Below are 17808 nucleotides of genomic sequence, written 5' to 3'. Positions count from 1 at the left end.
ACCACCTGTACACTTGTCACACCTCGTGTACGGCTAACGTTACAGGTGTAACGCACGACTAACGGCGTAACACAGCCTCGTTGACACGCACGACAAAGCGCATAGTCTGGAGGTACAACAATAATTCTGTATGGATTCGCCATGCCGACGTCATCACTACCACCGACACGCTTGGCCTCCGTGCAGCGCCAGCATATCGAGCACATCTTCCAGCTCGGTGAAGGCGTGGACGCACCGCAGCTACCGGCGCAGGCCACCATCCGCCGCTCTTGGCTGCGCTGTCTGAACGAATACCGGCTCGACCCTACGCAACCACGCCCTGCCCGGGTGGTGCCCCAGCAAACCTTGATCGAGCACCGGGAATCCGTCGATGAGCTGCTGCACGTCGCCCGCGCCGGGGTCGAGCAGCTGTATGGACAAATCGCCCAGCTCGGCTACGTGCTGCTCCTCACCGATCATCGCGGCATTACCGTGGAGTTTCGCGGCAACCCTAACCAAGACCAGCAGCTGCGCAAAGCGGGCCTCTATTTAGGAGCCGACTGGGACGAGCGCTTCGCGGGTACCTGCGCCGTAGGCACCTGCCTGCACGACCGGCAAGCGATCATTTGCCACCGCCAGGAGCACTTCGACGCCACGCATATTTCGCTGACCTGCACGGCTGCCCCTATCGCCGACCCCCACGGCAACGTCATGGCCGTGCTGGATATCTCCGCGCTGCAGTCGCCTGCCCAGCATGAGAGCCAGAACTTCAGCCTCTCGCTGGTCACGCTCTACGCCCGCATGATCGAAGACGCCTACTTCCTGCAGCGCTACCGCGACTGCTTGATGGTGCGCCTGGATACCTCGCGAGAGTTCGTGCACGTGAATGGGCGGGGGCTGATCGCGATAGAAGAGAACGGCCAAGTGATTGCCGCCAACGCCGTAGGCCGTGAACTGATGGAGGAACACCAACGCCGTTGGCCGCCGTGGTCTGCACAACACGCCCCCATGCTTAGCGAGCTCTTCGAGTGCGAGATTGCCGATGTGCTCAGCATCAACAGCGCGACCAACGACCAGTTGCGGGCATTTCGCGCCCGCGCCAGCAATGCCATCTACTTTATTAGCCTGCTAGAGCCGCGTAGGCCGCGGATCGTATCCCGCGACCAGCCCGCATCGTCCCTGCCGACGCCGCTAGAACGACTGGGCGCCGACGACCCCGCGATACGTAAGCTACAAAAATTGGCTGAACGGCTGCGCAACGAGGCCAGTGTCAACGTGTTGATCAGCGGCGAAACCGGCACCGGCAAAGAGGTGGTTGCCCGCGCACTGCACGATAGCGGCAACCGCGCCAAAGGCCCGTTCATCGCGGTGAACTGTGCGGCGATTCCCGAAGCGCTGATCGAGAGCGAGCTATTCGGCTACGAGCCCGGCGCGTTTACCGGCGGGCGTGCAAAAGGTATGCGCGGGCTGATCCCTCAGGCCCATGGCGGCACGCTGTTTCTAGACGAGATCGGCGATATGCCACTGGCGCTACAAACCCGCCTGCTGCGCGTACTTGCCGAGCGTGAGGTCATGCCACTAGGCGCCAATAAACCGGAAAAAATCGACATCCGAGTGATTACCGCCACCCACCGCCATATCGATACCATGATCGCGCGGGGGGAGTTTCGGGAAGATCTCTACTACCGCTTGAACGGCGCCCAACTACGCCTACCACCGCTGCGTGAACGCGCCGACAAGCTCTATGTGATTCGCCAAGTTTTCAGCGATGTGGTCAAAGAGCGCGGCGCAAGCTCAGCGCCACGGCTGCGGGCCGATGCTATCAGCGCCCTGCTCGCCTACGCCTGGCCAGGCAATATACGCCAGTTGAAAAACGCCCTAGCGTTTGCCCTGGCCACCGCCGAGAGCAACGAAATCACCGTACACGACCTGCCCGAACAGTGCCTCAGCCAGCGCATTACCCACTCGCCAGCCATCACCGCGCCTGAAAACGAGGCCGCCGATAGCAAACTCCTCATTCAGCTGCAGCAACACCAATGGAACATTAGCGCCGTGGCCCGCGAGCTGGGGGTTTCACGGCCAACGGTATATCGGCAAATGCAGCGCCAGGGCATCGTGCCGCCGAACAAGGCCTGACAGCGGACGACGCTTGGCCTGGGCAGCCAGCCTCACGTACACTTGTTTGAATCTGATGTTCACCACGCTTTCGACAAGCCGAGGCCCACTATGGCGTTTGACTCCACCTCTTCGTATATCGCAACCCATGCGCTCAAGCAGGCGGTGAATGCTGCCGTGATGCTCGAGCGCCCGCTGCTCATCAAAGGCGAACCCGGCACCGGCAAGACGCTTCTGGCCGAAGAGCTGGCAGACGCCCTCGGCACTCGACTGATCACTTGGCACATCAAATCCAGCACCAAAGCCGCTCAGGGGCTTTACGAGTACGATGCAGTGAGCCGCCTGCGCGATTCTCAATTGGGCGTAGAGGGCGTCGAGAACGTCGCTAACTACATCAAGCCCGGCAAACTGTGGGAAGCCTTTAGCGCCGATGAGCGGGTGGTGCTGCTGATCGATGAGATCGATAAAGCGGACATCGAATTCCCCAACGACCTGCTCCAAGAGCTGGATCGCATGGAGTTTCACGTTTACGAAACCGGCGAAACCATCCGCGCCGAAAAGCGCCCCATCATCGTCATCACCTCCAACAACGAAAAAGAGCTGCCGGATGCCTTTTTGCGCCGCTGCTTTTTTCACTACATCGAGTTCCCCGATCGCGAAACCATGCAGGCCATCGTCGATGTTCACTTTCCTGACATTGCCCCGAAACTGGTCAGCGAGGCGCTGGAAGTCTTCTTTGACCTGCGCAGCGCACCTGGCCTCAAGAAGAAGCCCTCCACCTCGGAGCTGGTCGATTGGCTCAAACTGCTGATGGCCGACGAGCTAGCCCAGGAAGCGCTCTACCATCGTGACCCCGCCAAGGCACTGCCGCCCATGGCTGGTGCGCTGGTCAAAAACGAGCAGGATACCCACCTGTTGGAACGCTTGGCGTTCATGATGCGTCGCCAAAAGAGCAGCGGGCGCTAAGCCATGTTCATAGGCTTGTTCGAAACCCTCAAACGCGCGGGTGTCCCCGTTTCGCTGCGGGAGCTGTTGGACCTTAACGCCGTGGTCGAGCGCGGCGTGGTATTTGCCGATATGGAGGCGTTTTACCAGGTAGCGCGCACGGTCATGGTCAAAGATGAGCGCCACTTCGACCGTTTCGATCGTGCCTTTGCCGTCTGGTTTAAAGGCATCGAAGACATGGACGCCGCCATCGAAGCGCTGATCCCCGAGGAGTGGCTGCGCCGCGAATTCGAGAAACAGCTCACCGACGAAGAGAAGACCAAGATCGAATCGCTAGGCGGGCTCGAAGAGCTCATCGAGACGTTCAAAAAACGTCTGGAAGAGCAGAAAGAGCGCCACGCAGGCGGCAATAAATGGATTGGTACCGGCGGCACCAGCCCATTTGGCGCATACGGCTACAACCCGGAAGGCATTCGCATCGGGCAAGACGGCTCCCGCCACCGCCGCGCCACCAAGGTGTGGGACGAACGGCGCTTTCGGGACTACGACGACTCGCTGGAGTTGGGCACCCGTAACATCAAAATGGCGCTTCGGCGACTGAGAAAGTTCGCCCGCCAAGGCGCGCGGGACGAGTTCGACGTCGGCGGCACCATTCGCGAAACCGCCCGTGATGCCGGGCTACTCAACATTCAGATGCGCCCAGAACGCCACAATGCGGTCAAGGTGCTGCTGTTTCTGGACGTCGGCGGCTCGATGGACGATCACATTCGCGTTTGTGAAGAGCTCTTTTCGGCGGCCCGCTCGGAGTTCAAGCACCTGGAGCACTACTATTTCCATAACTGCCTGTATGAAGGCGTATGGCGCAACAATCTGCGTCGGGGCAACGAGCGCATTCCGACCATGGACGTGCTGCATACCTACGGCGCGGACTATCAAGTCGTCATCGTCGGTGATGCGGCCATGTCGCCTTATGAGGTCACCCATCCTGGCGGTAGCGTCGAACATTTCAATGACGAAGCCGGCGGCGTGTGGCTCAAACGCTTGACCGAGAAATTTCCCCGTTTAGCCTGGCTTAACCCAATGCCTCCCCGCGCTTGGGAATACACCTACTCGACCACGCTCATTCGCGAGCTCATCGACGACCGTATGTATCCGATGACGCTGGAAGGGCTGGAAACTGCCATGCGCGAGCTCGCCAAATAGCCTCGCACTGCCTAGAGCAGCAACGAAAACGGCGCACCCAATGGGTGCGCCGTTGCGCATATTGCAATGCCTGAATGGCTAAGCCATACGCGTCATGATGCTGTGGTTGGTCAGTTTGCGGTGCAAAACCGCCATCACTACATGGCCTACCACCAGGGCGAATAGCGCCCACCCCAGCTCGCCGTGTAACAAACCGCCTAAATTAGTCATCCATTCGATGCGCTCACCGCCGCCCGACATGAGAGACAGCCCGAATACATCCAGCGCACGACCCGAGCCGTACTGGCGAATAAGCGCAATCGCTGGCACCACGATCATCAATCCATAAAGCGCCACGTGTCCAAGCTTCGCCATTACGCTCACCGCGGGCGGACGCCGTGACGCATTCATCACTGCCCAAACAGCGCGAATCACAACGAGCGCCATCAACACGACACCCACTTGGCTATGGGCCCCCCACAGAAAGCCCTCAATCGCCGTATCTTCCAGCCATACCCTGGCAACGGCACTGCTAAACTGCCACACGAACAGCAGCGCCATTCCCCAGTGCAATGCCCGACTCACCAACCCGTAACGCGAAGAGCTGTCCATCACTGCTAGCGCCATCTATTGTTCCTCTTAACAAACGTTGAACCATGGCACTATCTTACCCAGCACAGCTCACCAGATCATGACAACAGCATGGAAATTGGTTGCAAAAAAAGGAACACGACGTTGCCTTAGAGCGACACGGGAACGCGATTCAACCCAGCTAAAAAAGCCTCTTTGGCTTGGGCGAACGCCACGGGATCGTGTTTGAAGCGGCGCATAATCAGCGCCTCATCCAGGGCTAACGTAGGCGATAGCGTCTCAATGCTGTTAGCAGGATGGCGAGTCGACAGCCCGATATGCTGACCATTTTCCGCTTCTAACCAGCGTTTGAAGCCGCACTGTTGAAAGAACGTTTTAGCTTTTTCATCCTGCGTATCGATGCGCAGCGGAGCCTTCAGACTGAGCTCGCTCAGCAAACGAGCTTTTGCACCTTTTGCAAACTCGCAGGCGTGAGTCACGGTCATGCCCTCGCCCGCCTCATCCAGCACCAATAGCGCCAGCGCTAAAGGGTGTCCTTCGCCATCAACCCCTGCCAACAACCGCGCGCCTTCTTGGGCAAACAGTACATTTTTGGTGCCGGTAAAGATCACCAACGGCGTCAAGCCTGCCTGCTGGCCATACACCTCGGCGCATAGCTTGGCCAAACACGCATCGCGCGGCTCACTCTGACTTACATGGACTACCTTCATGACGCTCTCTCGTTACGTTCGTTCACCCCGCCATGTTTCGTAGCGACAAGCGCTGACGGGTTATGAAAGCCCGCCAGCGTAGAGCAAAGCACGAGGAGACACCAGCCTGTTGTCGATGGAACCCTCTTGATCTAGGGGAGTCGCATTGAAGGCAAGGCGTTTTTTATTGCCAAGGAGAGCATATGACCCAGTTCATCAACGACCCGACCCTGCCAAAGCCGGATTTTCCTGGCAGCCACATGGTAGTTGACGACCACTACATGTTTATTTCTGGCCTCACGGTGGCCGATCTTTCTAACGGAGAGGCGGCGCGGGGCAATATCAAAGAGGAGGCTCGCCTAGTTCTGCGTGAACTCGCCCGCATGCTCGAACAAGAGGGTGGCAGCCTTGCTGATGTAGTGCGCGCTGACGTGCACTTAGCGGATCTTAAGCAAATTAGCGCGTTTGACAGCATCTATGCGGATTTTTTCGAACCTGGTCGCTATCCAGCGCGGACCTGCACCGAATCCCCGCATATCTGCGGTGGCAGTTTGGTAGAAATCACGTTGATGGCCAAACGCCCCAACTAATATTCAGCACCACATTTTCATGTTTCCAACGCACAAAAAGCCAATTGAATGGCTTTTTGTGCGTCTACTTCTCAAGGGTGGTGTTACAGGCCCGCCAGCATGCCCGTTGGATAGTTAAGCGTCAGCATATGCGCCATTCCCATCAAGAAGAGCGTTACGCCTGCGGCTAACCCAAGAGCAGCCACTGGCTTCATACGCGCGACGACCAATAAGAACCCAAGACAAAAGATCGCTGCAGCAAATAGAAAACCGAGCACCATCACGCCCCCAATCAACGCAAAGAAACCCGCGACCCAAAGCAGCTGTTGGCTCAGCGTTTGAGTTTGCCACTTCATCGGCTTAATGACCGTTCTCACGACCTCCAACACACAGGCCGCCACGATGATGGCGATCGCGAGTCGGGGCATAATGCCTCCCAGAATGGAAAGATCAGCGAACGTCCACCACATGTAGGCGGCACCGGCTAGTAGACTAGCCAGCAGCACCACGTCGATGGCGCCCAGCGACAGGGGCTCTGCTGATTCTAGAGGCGTATGCGGTGTGGTCGCCTTTCGTTGACGCTGGGCATGCAGGTAGCTGCGTAATGGGGGAATCACCAACGAGGCGGCAATCAGCGCACCGATGATCAACACACCGGGCCGCATGAAGGCGTCAGCCCCCTGGAACTGGGCAGCCTGATAAAAGTACGCTTCGGCACCGGGCGCAAGCACGAAGCCAATCAGGAAGGCCGGGCGTGACCAGTTGGCCTGCTTGAACAGCACGCCAAACGCACCGATGACACCAAGTGCGAACAGGTCCCCCAGCGAGCGCGTGGCTTGATACGCTGCAAAGAGAATCAAGATAGTGATCAAGGGCGCTAAAATCACGAACGGTATCCGTGTCAGGCTGGCCACCGGACGCGCCAGTCCCAAGCAGAGCGCAGCGCCGAGGATGTTCGCCAGGGCCAACGACCAGATGATGGTGTACGTCAGGTCCAAATTGGTTTCCAGCATGCTCACACCGGGCTGCAGACCGAGTAGCAGCAAGCCGCCCAGGAACACCGCCGCCGTCCCCGAACCGGGAATACCAAACAGCAGAGTGGGCACCATCGCTCCACAGGCACAGGCGTTATTCGCCGATTCCGGCGCAATCACACCGCGAATATCGCCTTTACCGAACTGTGTTTTATCCTTGGCGCTCTGCACCGCGTGGCCGTAGGTGAGCCAATCGACCACCGAGCCCGCCAAGCCGGGAATCGTGCCCATCAAACTGCCAATACCCGCACAGCGAGCGACGAGTCCAGGGCGTTTGGCGACGTCCCTGACGCCCTCTTTCCACCCCTTGCCCAGCTGGCACGGCTGCTCGGCAATCGCGCCGCGCTTCACCAACAGATCGATGATTTCGGGCAGTGCGAAAATACCCAACCCCACGACGACGAGCGGCAGACCGTCGTAGAGGTAGTCGATCTCGAACGGCAAGCGGAACTCCCCCGTGGCGGGGGCCATGCCGATGGTGCCCACCAGCAACCCCACTCCGCAGGCCGCAATGCCCTTGAAGACATCCTTGCCAGACAGCACCGCGACCATCGAGAGCCCCAGCAGCGTCAGCATGAACAGCTCAGAGGAGGAGAACGACAGCACGACCGGCCGAGCAATCAGGATAAAGGCCGTCAACACCACCGCGCCCAGCAGGCCACCCATCATCGACGAAAGAAACGCGCTGGAGAGCGCCCGCGCCGCCTGCCCTTTTTTAGCCAGGGCAAAGCCGTCCACCACGGTGGCCTGCGACGCGCTAGAGCCTGGTATGCCAAGCAGTACAGAGGCAAAGGTGTCGCCCGTGGGAATGACCGCCACCAGGCCCATGAGCATACCAAGAGCCACAGACGGCTCCATGCCATAGAGAAACGGCAATAGCAGCGACATTCCGGCAATGCCACCAAGCCCGGGAATGATGCCCACGATTAACCCAATCAGGACACCCACCACCATGTACAGCATATGGGGAACAGTAAACAACTGTCCCAAACTGGAGAATAAGACATCGAACATTGTCGTGGCTCTTGTGTTATTGAGTGTGAAGGAGCCGAAAGGCACTGCCTCGACAGTGCCTTTGATGAACCAGCGTGTTAAATCCGGGCACCGTGCTGTTCGAGCAGCCACTCGACGAGCCACTGGCGCGTGTCGTCATCCAGCGACATGGCATCTTGCAAGTGCTGCTCGACGACCTCGCCGACCACCGGCGTATAGGGGCCTAGCTGAGCCATGGCGGCTTCTTTGAACGTTTCGGTGTCCACGAAGCGGCGCGCCGCGTCGCGATACTCTTGGATGAGCGCCTCAGGGGCGTCCTTGGGCAGTAGAATCAGCTTTTGCAGCGTGAATCCTGAAGCGAAGAACTTGCGATACGCCTCGGCGGCAGGGCCGTTTGGGGCTTCCCCATGCAGGTTTTCATACACCTCGTTGAAGGTCGGCAAATCAGGGAAGGCTGGATCACGAACGACCTGGCCACTGTCGTCGAGCACCCCAAGGGAAAACAGCGGAACCGCTCTTCCGCTCTCGACCAGCGGCGCTACGCTACTGAAATACGCCGAGGTGGTTTGAAAATCGATATCGGCTTCACCGCGCTCGAACGCTAGCCGCCCTTCGCCACGGCTGCGCATGCCCGACACGGCCTGCACGTCGACCCCTAACAAGTCCAGCGCAATCAAGACGGGCAGCTCCAATCCGGTATGGCTCTGCACGGCAAATTTGACGCGCTGCTCGGTTACGGCCTGGAGCACATCCTCGGCGGTATCACCGAGGTTAGGCTGGGCATACACTACGCCACCGGTGGGTGTGGCCAGAATCGGCGTCCAGTCGTCGTAGTCATAGCGCACACGGCGATCTTGCAGCATGGCCGGATACTGGGTGGACGCCGAGGTGCCTATCCATTGGCTGCCATCCGAATCGGCCCGCATCGCGAACAAGTTGCTACCATTGATAGAGCCGCCGCCGGGCACGTTATCAATCACCAGTGTCGGGTTGCCTTGAATATGGTCGCTCATCCAGGTGGTGAAAAAACGCGCCCATACGTCGGTTCCTCCGCCTACACCAAAGGGAATGGTCCAGTGGATGGTGTCAGGCACGTTCACATTGTCCGCTTGAGCACTCACACTGATAGCGCCAAGCGTGGAACAAGCAACGACCAGTAGCGCTTTCTTGAATGTCTTTAGCGGAGTGTTTTTCAGGGTGGTCATGGCGATACTCCTGTTATTGATTATTGTCGGTTCATTATAAAGGTCAGGTTATTCAATCAATGGTTTCGGTGGCGTAATGCCCCACTTCCTGGGGAGGGGTTGCGTAAAAAATTTGCCCGCTCATAATTTTGCGAGCCGTTCGAATGAGTGACACCCGCGCTAGGTCAAACGCATTCTGCTGGCGATACTCTGCCGTTAACTCAATAGCACCAGAAGGATGCTCCAATATTATGTGTGAGAGCAGTTGCCCAGCGGAAAGCTTCTCAGTGCCCAGAGCCATATGATGGGCCACCGAGCCGGGCACGTTAATCGCGGCCACCACCGCCATCGCCCCTGTCACGGCAATCGCCTTATGACAGCGGTGCGGTACGAAGTAGCGCACGTTCAGCGTATGCGAGGCTGCTTGTGCCGCTGAAATCAGCACCACCTTGGGCAGTACGCTCTGGCTCACATCCCCCATGCCCATCCGACGCCCTGCTTCACGGCGCAAGTGCTCTAAGCGACTTAATAAAGCAGCATTATTGTCCAGCTCCCCAGGTGACTCGTAGCCGGTCAATCCCACCGACTCAGCGCGCAGCAGCATAATGGGGGTCGCCGCATCAATACAGCTCACCTCCACCCCATCGATCTCATCGCAGGCGTTACCGGTGGGCAAAAGCTGGCCCGTTTTACTGCCCATGATGTCTAAAAAGCTGAGCTGGATACCCGCCGCACTGCCAGGAACGCCGCTGATAGTTACGCTGCCTTCGTACTGCACCTGCTTGCCCGGAGTGGGCACATGGCACTCGATCAGCCGCTGAGTGTTCAGGTTATGCACCCTCACCACGGTGGTACCGTCCTGGGGTTCCACCAGCCCGGTTTCGATAGCATAAGGCCCCACCGCAGAGAGCATGTTGCCGCAGTTCGGGTTGAAGTCGACACGCTTGTTGACTACGTCTACTTGAGCAAATAGATAGTCGACGTCGGCATCCGGGTGCGATGAGCGCTCCACAATGGCGACTTTGCTGGTGAGCGGGTCACCGCCCCCAATCCCATCGATCTGTAGCGCATGGCCGGAGCCCATCAAGCTAAGCAGAATATCGGCCTGCTGGGCCTGATCACTGGGCAGGTCTTTCATGCGAATAAAGGGACCTCGTGAGGTGCCGCCCCGCATAATGACACAAGGAATGCTGTTCATATCGCTCCGCCATAGTTCGCGATGACTGTATGAACGGAGCATGTCAGCCAATATTTAATGTCTCAAATGCAAATATAGATTGCTATAAATCCATTTTTTGCATTAATGTGTATTGGTTATCAAACCACCGCTTTAGCGCAAGAATCCCATGCTTCACAGACTCGAATTTCTTGACCTTCAGGCCTTCATTTTGGTCGCGGAATTGGGCACCTTTCATGAGGCGGCTCAGCGCCTGCATTTGTCGCAGCCTGCGCTGACGCGGCGTATCCAAAAACTCGAAGAACTCCTTGAAGTTGAACTACTTGAGCGAACCACACGGCGGACTCGGCTAACGCCCATTGGGGCCGATTTTCTCCCGCGCGCTAGGCGAATGTTAGAAGAGTATGAGTCGTCGATTTTAGGCATTCGTGAGCTCGTCACGCACCAAAAAGGCACGGTGACGATTGCCTGCCTGCCCACGGCGGCCTTCTACTTTTTGCCTAGTGTCATTCGCGTGTTTAGCGAGGCGTGGCCGGGCATTCGCATCCGGATTTTGGATGTCAGCGCCAACGAGGGGTTGGAAAAAGTCATTAATGGCGAGGCGGATTTCGGTATCAATATGATCAGCGCACAAAGCTCGGAGGTGCGCTTTACGCCGCTGCTACGAGATCCGTTTGTACTGGCACTGCGCTCGGACCATCCGCTGGCCAGCAAAAAGCAGATTGAGTGGAGCGATTTAGAGGATGTTCGGCTCATCACCGTGAGCCGCGATAGTGGCAACCGCACGCTGCTGGATAACGCGCTGTCAGCAGAGGGTATCCACCTCAACAGCTTTTACGAGGTGCAGCACCTCTCTACTTCCTTGGGGCTGGTGGAATCAGGCCTTGGCGTGGCGATTTTGCCGCGCATGACCATGCCCGGCCCGGATCACGACACGCTCTGTTCTCGCGATTTACCCGAGCCACGCATTCAGCGCTCGATTGGCTTGGTGCGCAGCAACTCACACAGCTTATCCAGCACCGCGCAACTCTTCATTGATCTTCTGTTAGAGCACTGGGGCAAAGAGGCTATTTAGCAGTGCTTGTTAGTAGTACTTGGCGATGCAATGAGTGCCAGGATCGCGTCGATATCCAAGTGCGCTTCCAACGTATCGGCCAAGCGCTCCAGGGCCTGTTCGCGATGGGCGCTATAATCGACGCGGCCTGCCTGGGCTAGACCAAGCATGGCCAGCAGCGCTTGGCAGGCTTCAGGATGATCGAATAAGCCGTGTAGGTAAGTGCCCATTACTTGGCCGTCTTCGCTGATGGCCCCATCCAAGTGGGTGCCTAGATGAAAGAGCGGGCTACTCAGAGCCGGACCTTCGCTCACACCATTATGAATCTCATACCCCTCGACCGTTGCTTCTTCTCTCACCAGTATGCCGCTTACGTTGCGAAGCTGCTTACCCGCCACCATGCGTGTCGTCAGCGGTAACAGACCCAACCCGGCGACTTTCCCGGGCGTGCCTTCTAGCCCGTCGGGGTCATCGACGCACTCCCCCAACATTTGAAAACCGCCGCAAATGCCCAGTACTTTGCCGCCATAGCGCAGGTGACGAGTCATTGCGGCGTCCCAACCTTGGCGCTTTAACCAGGCTAAGTCGCTAGCGGTGCTTTTACTGCCGGGAAGAATGATCACATCAGCGGGGGGGATGGGCTGATCGGGGCCGATAAAGCTAAGCGATACCTGCGGATGCAGGCGAAGCGGATCGAAATCGGTGTGGTTACTGATACGCGGCAGCGCGGGTACGATCACCTTAAGCGTTTGGCTCGCTTTTTCAGCCTGCACGGTGCCAATGCTGTCTTCGGCATCCAGCAGCAGCCCTTGCAGATACGGCAACGTACCCATCACTGGCTTTTGGGTACGTGCTTCCAACCACTCAAGCCCCGGCTCCAGCAGCGCAATATCACCGCGAAAACGGTTGATAATGAAGCCTTTGGTGCGAGCCTGCTCACTCTCACTCAACAGCGCCAGCGTGCCGACTAGCTGGGCAAACACGCCGCCACGGTCGATATCGCCCACTAGCAGCACCGGGCAGTCGGCGGCCTCGGCAAATCCCATGTTGGCAATATCGCCTTGACGCAGGTTGATTTCCGCCGGGCTGCCGGCCCCTTCGGCAATGATCACATCAAAGCGGCTTTCCAGCGCCTGCCAGGCCGCCATCACGCTCGCTTGGGCGGTGCGCTTGAAAGCGTGGTAATCCAGCGCGTCCATGTGGCCATACACCTTGCCGCGCAGAATCACTTGGGCACCCCGATCGGTTTCCGGCTTGAGTAATACCGGGTTCATATCGCTATGGGGCAGCACTCCCGCCGCCTGGGCCTGTAGCGCGGTGGAACGGCCAATCTCACCGCCATCGCTGGTCACCGCGCTATTCAGCGCCATGTTTTGAGGCTTGAATGGGGCGACGGAGAAGCCGCGCCGTTTAAGAACGCGGCAAAGCCCTGCCACCACGGTACTTTTGCCTGCATCCGAGGTGGTACCTTGAATCATTAAGGTGGTCATTGCGCGTCTATTACCAAGCGTAGGAGTAGTTCACCATGGCCGCCGAGTCGCTGGGCGCGTTCGCATCGTGGCCTGGCTCGCGGGTGTGCAGCAGGTTGAACTGCCACTGGCTGCGCTCGCTGGCGGCAAACCCATAGCCCAGTTCGATATCGAGCTGGCGGCCTGACGGTTCCAGTGAGGCGCTGCGCGTTTCACGCACCACGCTGCCATCCAAGCGACGCCCCACGGGCACATCGAAACTGGCCAAGCCGCTGTCGATGCGCAGCGGCTGGCGCAGCGTCAGCGCCCAACGGTCGGCGCGCTCGCCTTCTCCCTGCCACTGTAGCCCCAGCGCCATTTGCTGAGCGCGCATGCCATCCACGCGAGTTAGCAGGCCGCTACCAGATGCGCTGCCCTCCCCCTGTTCGAATTCGGCAAAACCGCGAAAGCCATCCCTTTGGGCCTGCAGACTAATGCCCGCAAAGCGCATGCGGTTCTCATCGCCCAAACCCAATGCACCGTTGCCATTAGCGCCCAGCAGGCCCTGCTGCTCGCTCAGTTGGCCGACATAGCTGTCGATACGCAGCCCTGGGGCAATTTGCCATGCCAAACCGACGTCGGAACGCTGCGCTTGATAATCGCTGGCCGCATCGTTAGCCATATCGCCCACCCAATGGGAGGCCGTCATACTCAACCGTTCGCCCATCTCATAGCGGGTTTCTACACCGTCCACCCGCTCGAAGGCTTGGGTCAACGCCGACCCTGTTTGAAACGAGATCATTGGCATCACGTCAAGTTCGGCGTAGTTGCCCATTGGGCTAGGCTGGTTTCCAGAGAAACGAAAGGCGCTGAGCTGGGCGTTACCAAAGGTGCCATCGAAACGGCTGGACAGCAGCTCACCGTAGGCCCTACTGCGGGTCGCGAAACGATAGTTGCCCTCGATCGCCGTCTGAGTGGTGGCGTGCGATGAGGAAGCACTTGCCATCTGTTGCATCTGATCGCGAAGCTGCGAAGCCCGCACGGTGCGGGACTGGGTATGGCGCCCTAAATCGATGGCGTAATCTCGGCCCAGCGCGTCGAAGGCCACCACATTCTCCAGCACACCAGACGCTGCGACCGCATCGCCATAAGCGTCTGAAAGCTGCAGATAAGAGACATCGGCTAGCGCACCGCCATCGGTTACTCGCTGGCTCTGGCTAACGATCAGATCGCCTTCCGGGGCCAGCGCTGCCTCAATATCAGCAACACCTTGGCCCAAATAGAAAGCGCCACAGTTCAATGTGCCGCTCGTGCCACAGGTGTTCTGCTGGAACAGCGCGCTCTCCTGGCTGGCTGTGTCGAGTAGCCGCTGGCTGGCCTGCTGTGCCGTGAGATGCGGCCACTGGCCTATGATTCCCGCGGCATATTCCGAAATCCGTGCGGCGGAAATCGAGGTGCCTTGGGCTCCTACATCGCGGTTTGCGAAGTCGGTACCAATAGCGCGCGACTGCAACTGCGCATCGTCGCCTGGATAGCTGCTCGATGGATGAATAGTGCCACTGGGCGTCGTGCCCACGGCAATCAGCATCATCTCGTACAACCCAGGTTGACTGGTGTAGATCGGCTTGCCTTGCGTATCGATAGCGCTGCCCGTATTGCCAGCACTCACCACGTAGATCGCGCCTTTGCCGTCGTTGGCATCCACCACGCGCTGATATGATGTAGCCGAGGTCACTCCATTGAAGGTAAGACGAGGGTCGCTGGCTTCCAAACGGCGGGAAAAACTGGCGTTGATGACCCTCGCTCCCCGGTTAGCGGCTTCCCCAATGGCATAATCCAGGGCGTTGTTCAGCGTCGCGCCCTGGCTATCTTCTATTTTCAGAAGGTCCAGACGCGCATTGCCCAAAGTGCCGCCCGTGATGGTAGATGTCACGGTGTTGCCGTGCCACTCATCCACACCGCTGACGTCAGCCGTGCCGGTGTAGACGTCCAAACGGTCGATCACCCGCTCGCTGTTGGTGATGGTCGCGACATCGAACGCGCTATCCGTCACCGCCACCCTCACCAATCCCGGCTCGAGCGGTTCGGGGGTCTGGCTGGCCCCCACACCAGGGGAGGAGCCGCTAGGGGTGTACACGCCCTGGCTGCTATCTCCCCCGCCGCCGCCACTGGACCCGCATCCTGATAATGACAGAGTGCCCAGCGCTATCCCTACCGCTAGAAAGAGCGGGCGCCGTTCAAACATCGCGGCTGCCCTGCGTATCGGTATGGCGTTGCATAGAGTGACTCGCTTGCACTAAAGGCGTTAGAAAACATAAGAAAGGCAACGGCATTAAATACTGAGAAAAGCCCTTATCGCAAGTCGTATAACGCTCATTTCATAGGCCGTGAGTTTCTGCCCAGAGGGCGATACGCTGAGCAGCGGTGGTATTGACGACGATATCTAAATGCGACACTCCCGCAATGAACTCAAACTCTGACTGCGCCGCGTGGGGGTGAATGGTAGGCTCGAATTGCTTAGCGTAAAACGCCTCGTCTCTATCGCCCACTAGTACCAGAATGGGCGCGCGAATATTGGCAAGGTCGGCCTTGTAGTCCGCCGTTCCAAAGCTCTCCATCATGCGGTAGGTGTAGCGCAGGGTTTCCGACCCGGTGCGGTAGGCCAGCGGCAGGTTGAAGTGCAGTACCGACCAGTGATTGAAACGAGTCACGTTCATTTGATTCAGCAACGCCAGCGGCAGAATGCGCCATAGATTCGGCTTTGCCCATCCCGCTTTTTTGCGCACGGTGGCCGCGTTGTGAGCTAAAAACGGGGCCAACAGCACGACCCCGGCTAAATGGCTTGCTTGCTTGCCCGCTGCAAAGCGCAGTGCTAACCCTCCGCACGAAGAGTGCCCACCAATCACCACACGCTCATAGGGCGCATGCTCACGCTTAGCATGCTCGATCAGGTCGGCTACGTCGTCCTCTAATTGACCGATATAGTCCACATCGCCACGTTTGGCTGGGTTTGGTCCATGGCCACGTAAATCCGGCGTGATGACATCGAACCCGGCCGATGTCGCTAGGTACTCTGCCATGGGCGCCAAGTAATGGCTGCTGGCCGATGAGCCATGTAACAGCACCAACAGCGTCGACGGCGCAGCCTGCTGAGTAGCGCGGTGGCTGGCATGGTTGTGGCTGGCATAGTGGTGGCAAGCATAGTAACGGTAACTCAATGTGCCGCCATCTCGCGTGGTATAGCTTTGTAATGACGGAATATCGGCCTCAGCCGGCAAGATATTCACCAGCACATCGAAACGTAAGCCGGTAGTAGGCTGGGCATGTGGCATGGCAGGGTCTCCTGTTAGGCCGTGGTGGCGTCATCGGACGAAAAGCGCTCCAAGCGAAAGCGCAAGTGGAACGGGCTAAGCAACCCCGGCATAGGGGTTTCGCTGCTCAGCTTTCCTGGAGGATGCAGCTCCCAGCGCGCCCGCCGCAGAAGCGCAGCGAGCAAGCGGCTAGTCACCAGCAGTACGATATGTCGACCGGGGCAGATGCCAGGCCCGCCACTGAATGGCACCAGCGGCCAGCGCCTCTCGCCGTCCGGGCGAAGCCACATCTCAGGCGTAAACCGATGAGCCGCATGCAAATAGCGTTCATCGCGATGAAAATAAGGCGTATGAATCAGTACAGAGGTATGAGCAGGCATCTCCCCAGGCGTCCACTGCGTGGGTTGCGTCGACTGTCTCAAAATAAGTGGGGTGGTGGGCCACAAGCGCAGCGCCTCCAACACACTTGCCTTGAGGCAATCCATGTCAGGTGGCGGCGTGTCGTTTACGTCATCCAACGCTCTGGCCGCAAATTCTGGGTGCGCGCACAGCAGCGCCAACGCTCGAAACGCCGCCATGCCAGCGGGGTCAAAGGCAAACAACCACTGCGGCACTTGCTGAAGCGGTGCTTGGTCGCTGTCGGTCTCTTCGGTCGAATGGTGAAACAGCATCGCCATCAGGCTATGGGGCTCGGCTTGCTGATAGTAAAACGCCAAATGCTGCTCGAACCGCTGCTGCAAGCGTTTGCGTTTGGGGTGCATGAAGCCCCAATTGGCGGCCTTACGAAGCCGCACTAATTCGCGAGTGACGGTGCGGTCATCTCGGGCGCTATCGCCGAGCACCACACGCCGTACGATACGCTCCCACGCCCGTTGAAAGGTCGGCCAGTCCAGCTCATCGAAGCGTGTGTTGGTGCGCGCCACCAATGCGTCGGCCTCTTCCTCCACCACCTGGGTAAATGCATCAGCAAAAAGGTGATGCGGGCAGCCACTCTGTAACACCCGCTCGTTCAGTTGGCGGCGCGTTTGGCGTGCTTCCCCGTGGGACACCAGCGCCATGTCAGGCTCGAAGTGACCGAGTGCGCTGCGCTTCAGCGCTTCGTCCGTCGCGAAAGGCTCCGGAGTGTGCTCCAGCACATGGTTGGCATCAGCGGGATCGAGCACCACTGCCATCTTTTTGCCCGGCACTTTCAGCATGAGTGGGCCACGGCCATACTTCTTGCTGAGCGCTTGCAACTGCCGAATGCCTTTCGCATCCAGGCCGAAACGCTCCACCATCCCAACGACGTTTGGACGACGACGAATGACCCCCTTTGCCACGTTGGGGGCCATGACTTGACTGATAATGGCGATGGTTTCCCTGAGCGTTGCAGTCGGCAACCCATCAGGGGTGGATCTCCTATCCATTCCTGCTCCTTGAGTGATGCGGCTACCGTGACAGTCTAGAGCCACCTCGACCACACGCAAGGCATTCACCTATCCCCTCGCGCAACGAGCACTTAAATCAAGCCAAACATTAACTAAGTTAGCGTTATGGG

General features: G+C 58.5%; 14 protein-coding genes. 5 read left to right on the top strand and 9 right to left on the bottom strand.

Annotation, left to right across the window (positions count from 1 at the left end; genetic code table 11):
- Nucleotides 1-141 precede the first annotated feature (141 nt).
- From MHM37_RS15460 to MHM37_RS15450, 3 genes are all read left to right on the top strand, one after another.
- Nucleotides 142-2115, top strand: coding sequence for a sigma-54-dependent Fis family transcriptional regulator (locus MHM37_RS15460; protein WP_239297228.1), 1974 nt, complete (start codon nt 142-144; stop codon nt 2113-2115).
- Nucleotides 2116-2205: 90 nt separating this feature from the next.
- Nucleotides 2206-3060, top strand: coding sequence for a MoxR family ATPase (locus MHM37_RS15455; protein ID WP_139528155.1), 855 nt, complete (start codon nt 2206-2208; stop codon nt 3058-3060).
- Nucleotides 3061-3063: 3 nt separating this feature from the next.
- Nucleotides 3064-4242, top strand: a complete 1179-nt coding sequence (locus MHM37_RS15450; protein WP_239297229.1) for a VWA domain-containing protein — start codon at nt 3064-3066, stop codon at nt 4240-4242.
- A gap of 78 nt (nt 4243-4320) precedes the next feature.
- Here MHM37_RS15450 and MHM37_RS15445 read toward each other — a convergent pair whose 3' ends face one another.
- Nucleotides 4321-4848 (bottom strand): cytochrome b, encoded by a 528-nt coding sequence (locus MHM37_RS15445; RefSeq protein WP_153843837.1) that lies wholly within the window; start codon nt 4846-4848, stop codon nt 4321-4323.
- Between the two features lie 113 nt (nt 4849-4961).
- Nucleotides 4962-5522: a hypothetical protein gene (locus MHM37_RS15440; protein ID WP_139528158.1), complete on the bottom strand. Its 561-nt coding sequence runs from the start codon at nt 5520-5522 to the stop codon at nt 4962-4964.
- A 182-nt stretch (nt 5523-5704) separates the two neighbouring features.
- Here MHM37_RS15440 and MHM37_RS15435 point away from each other — a divergent pair, with 182 nt between their 5' ends.
- Nucleotides 5705-6091 (top strand): RidA family protein, encoded by a 387-nt coding sequence (locus tag MHM37_RS15435; RefSeq protein ID WP_153843838.1) that lies wholly within the window; start codon nt 5705-5707, stop codon nt 6089-6091.
- Nucleotides 6092-6174: 83 nt separating this feature from the next.
- Here the strand turns inward: MHM37_RS15435 and MHM37_RS15430 are convergent, their stop codons facing one another.
- The 3 genes from MHM37_RS15430 to MHM37_RS15420 form a co-directional block, all read right to left on the bottom strand.
- The gene (locus tag MHM37_RS15430; protein ID WP_239297230.1) at nt 6175-8118 is read right to left on the bottom strand and encodes a tripartite tricarboxylate transporter permease; all 1944 of its coding nucleotides are present in this window, start codon (nt 8116-8118) and stop codon (nt 6175-6177) included.
- 77 nt (nt 8119-8195) lie between these two features.
- A complete protein-coding gene (locus tag MHM37_RS15425) occupies nt 8196-9302 on the bottom strand; it encodes a tricarboxylate transporter (protein WP_239297233.1) in 1107 nt (368 codons plus the stop codon).
- Between the two features lie 52 nt (nt 9303-9354).
- Nucleotides 9355-10479 (bottom strand): 4-oxalomesaconate tautomerase, encoded by a 1125-nt coding sequence (locus MHM37_RS15420; RefSeq protein WP_139528161.1) that lies wholly within the window; start codon nt 10477-10479, stop codon nt 9355-9357.
- A 148-nt stretch (nt 10480-10627) separates the two neighbouring features.
- Here MHM37_RS15420 and MHM37_RS15415 point away from each other — a divergent pair, with 148 nt between their 5' ends.
- The gene (locus MHM37_RS15415; RefSeq protein ID WP_139528162.1) at nt 10628-11533 is read left to right on the top strand and encodes a LysR family transcriptional regulator; all 906 of its coding nucleotides are present in this window, start codon (nt 10628-10630) and stop codon (nt 11531-11533) included.
- Here MHM37_RS15415 and MHM37_RS15410 read toward each other — a convergent pair.
- The 4 genes from MHM37_RS15410 to MHM37_RS15395 all read right to left on the bottom strand — a co-directional run bounded on the left by MHM37_RS15410 (nt 11530) and on the right by MHM37_RS15395 (nt 17677).
- On the bottom strand, nt 11530-13002 hold the full coding sequence (locus MHM37_RS15410) for a cobyric acid synthase (RefSeq protein ID WP_239297235.1): 1473 nt from the start codon (nt 13000-13002) through the stop codon (nt 11530-11532). The two genes, MHM37_RS15415 and MHM37_RS15410, sit on opposite strands and share 4 nt — an antisense overlap.
- A 10-nt stretch (nt 13003-13012) precedes the next feature.
- A complete protein-coding gene (locus MHM37_RS15405) occupies nt 13013-15205 on the bottom strand; it encodes a S8 family serine peptidase (RefSeq protein WP_239297237.1) in 2193 nt (730 codons plus the stop codon).
- 133 nt (nt 15206-15338) lie between these two features.
- Nucleotides 15339-16292 (bottom strand): alpha/beta fold hydrolase, encoded by a 954-nt coding sequence (locus tag MHM37_RS15400; protein WP_239297239.1) that lies wholly within the window; start codon nt 16290-16292, stop codon nt 15339-15341.
- A gap of 14 nt (nt 16293-16306) precedes the next feature.
- On the bottom strand, nt 16307-17677 hold the full coding sequence (locus MHM37_RS15395) for a cytochrome P450 (RefSeq protein ID WP_239297241.1): 1371 nt from the start codon (nt 17675-17677) through the stop codon (nt 16307-16309).
- Nucleotides 17678-17808 lie beyond the last annotated feature (131 nt).

It is taken from the genome of Halomonas sp. MMH1-48, assembly GCF_022348105.1.
GTDB lineage: Bacteria > Pseudomonadota > Gammaproteobacteria > Pseudomonadales > Halomonadaceae > Vreelandella > Vreelandella piezotolerans.
This window is presented reverse-complemented; position numbering and strand designations above follow the sequence as displayed.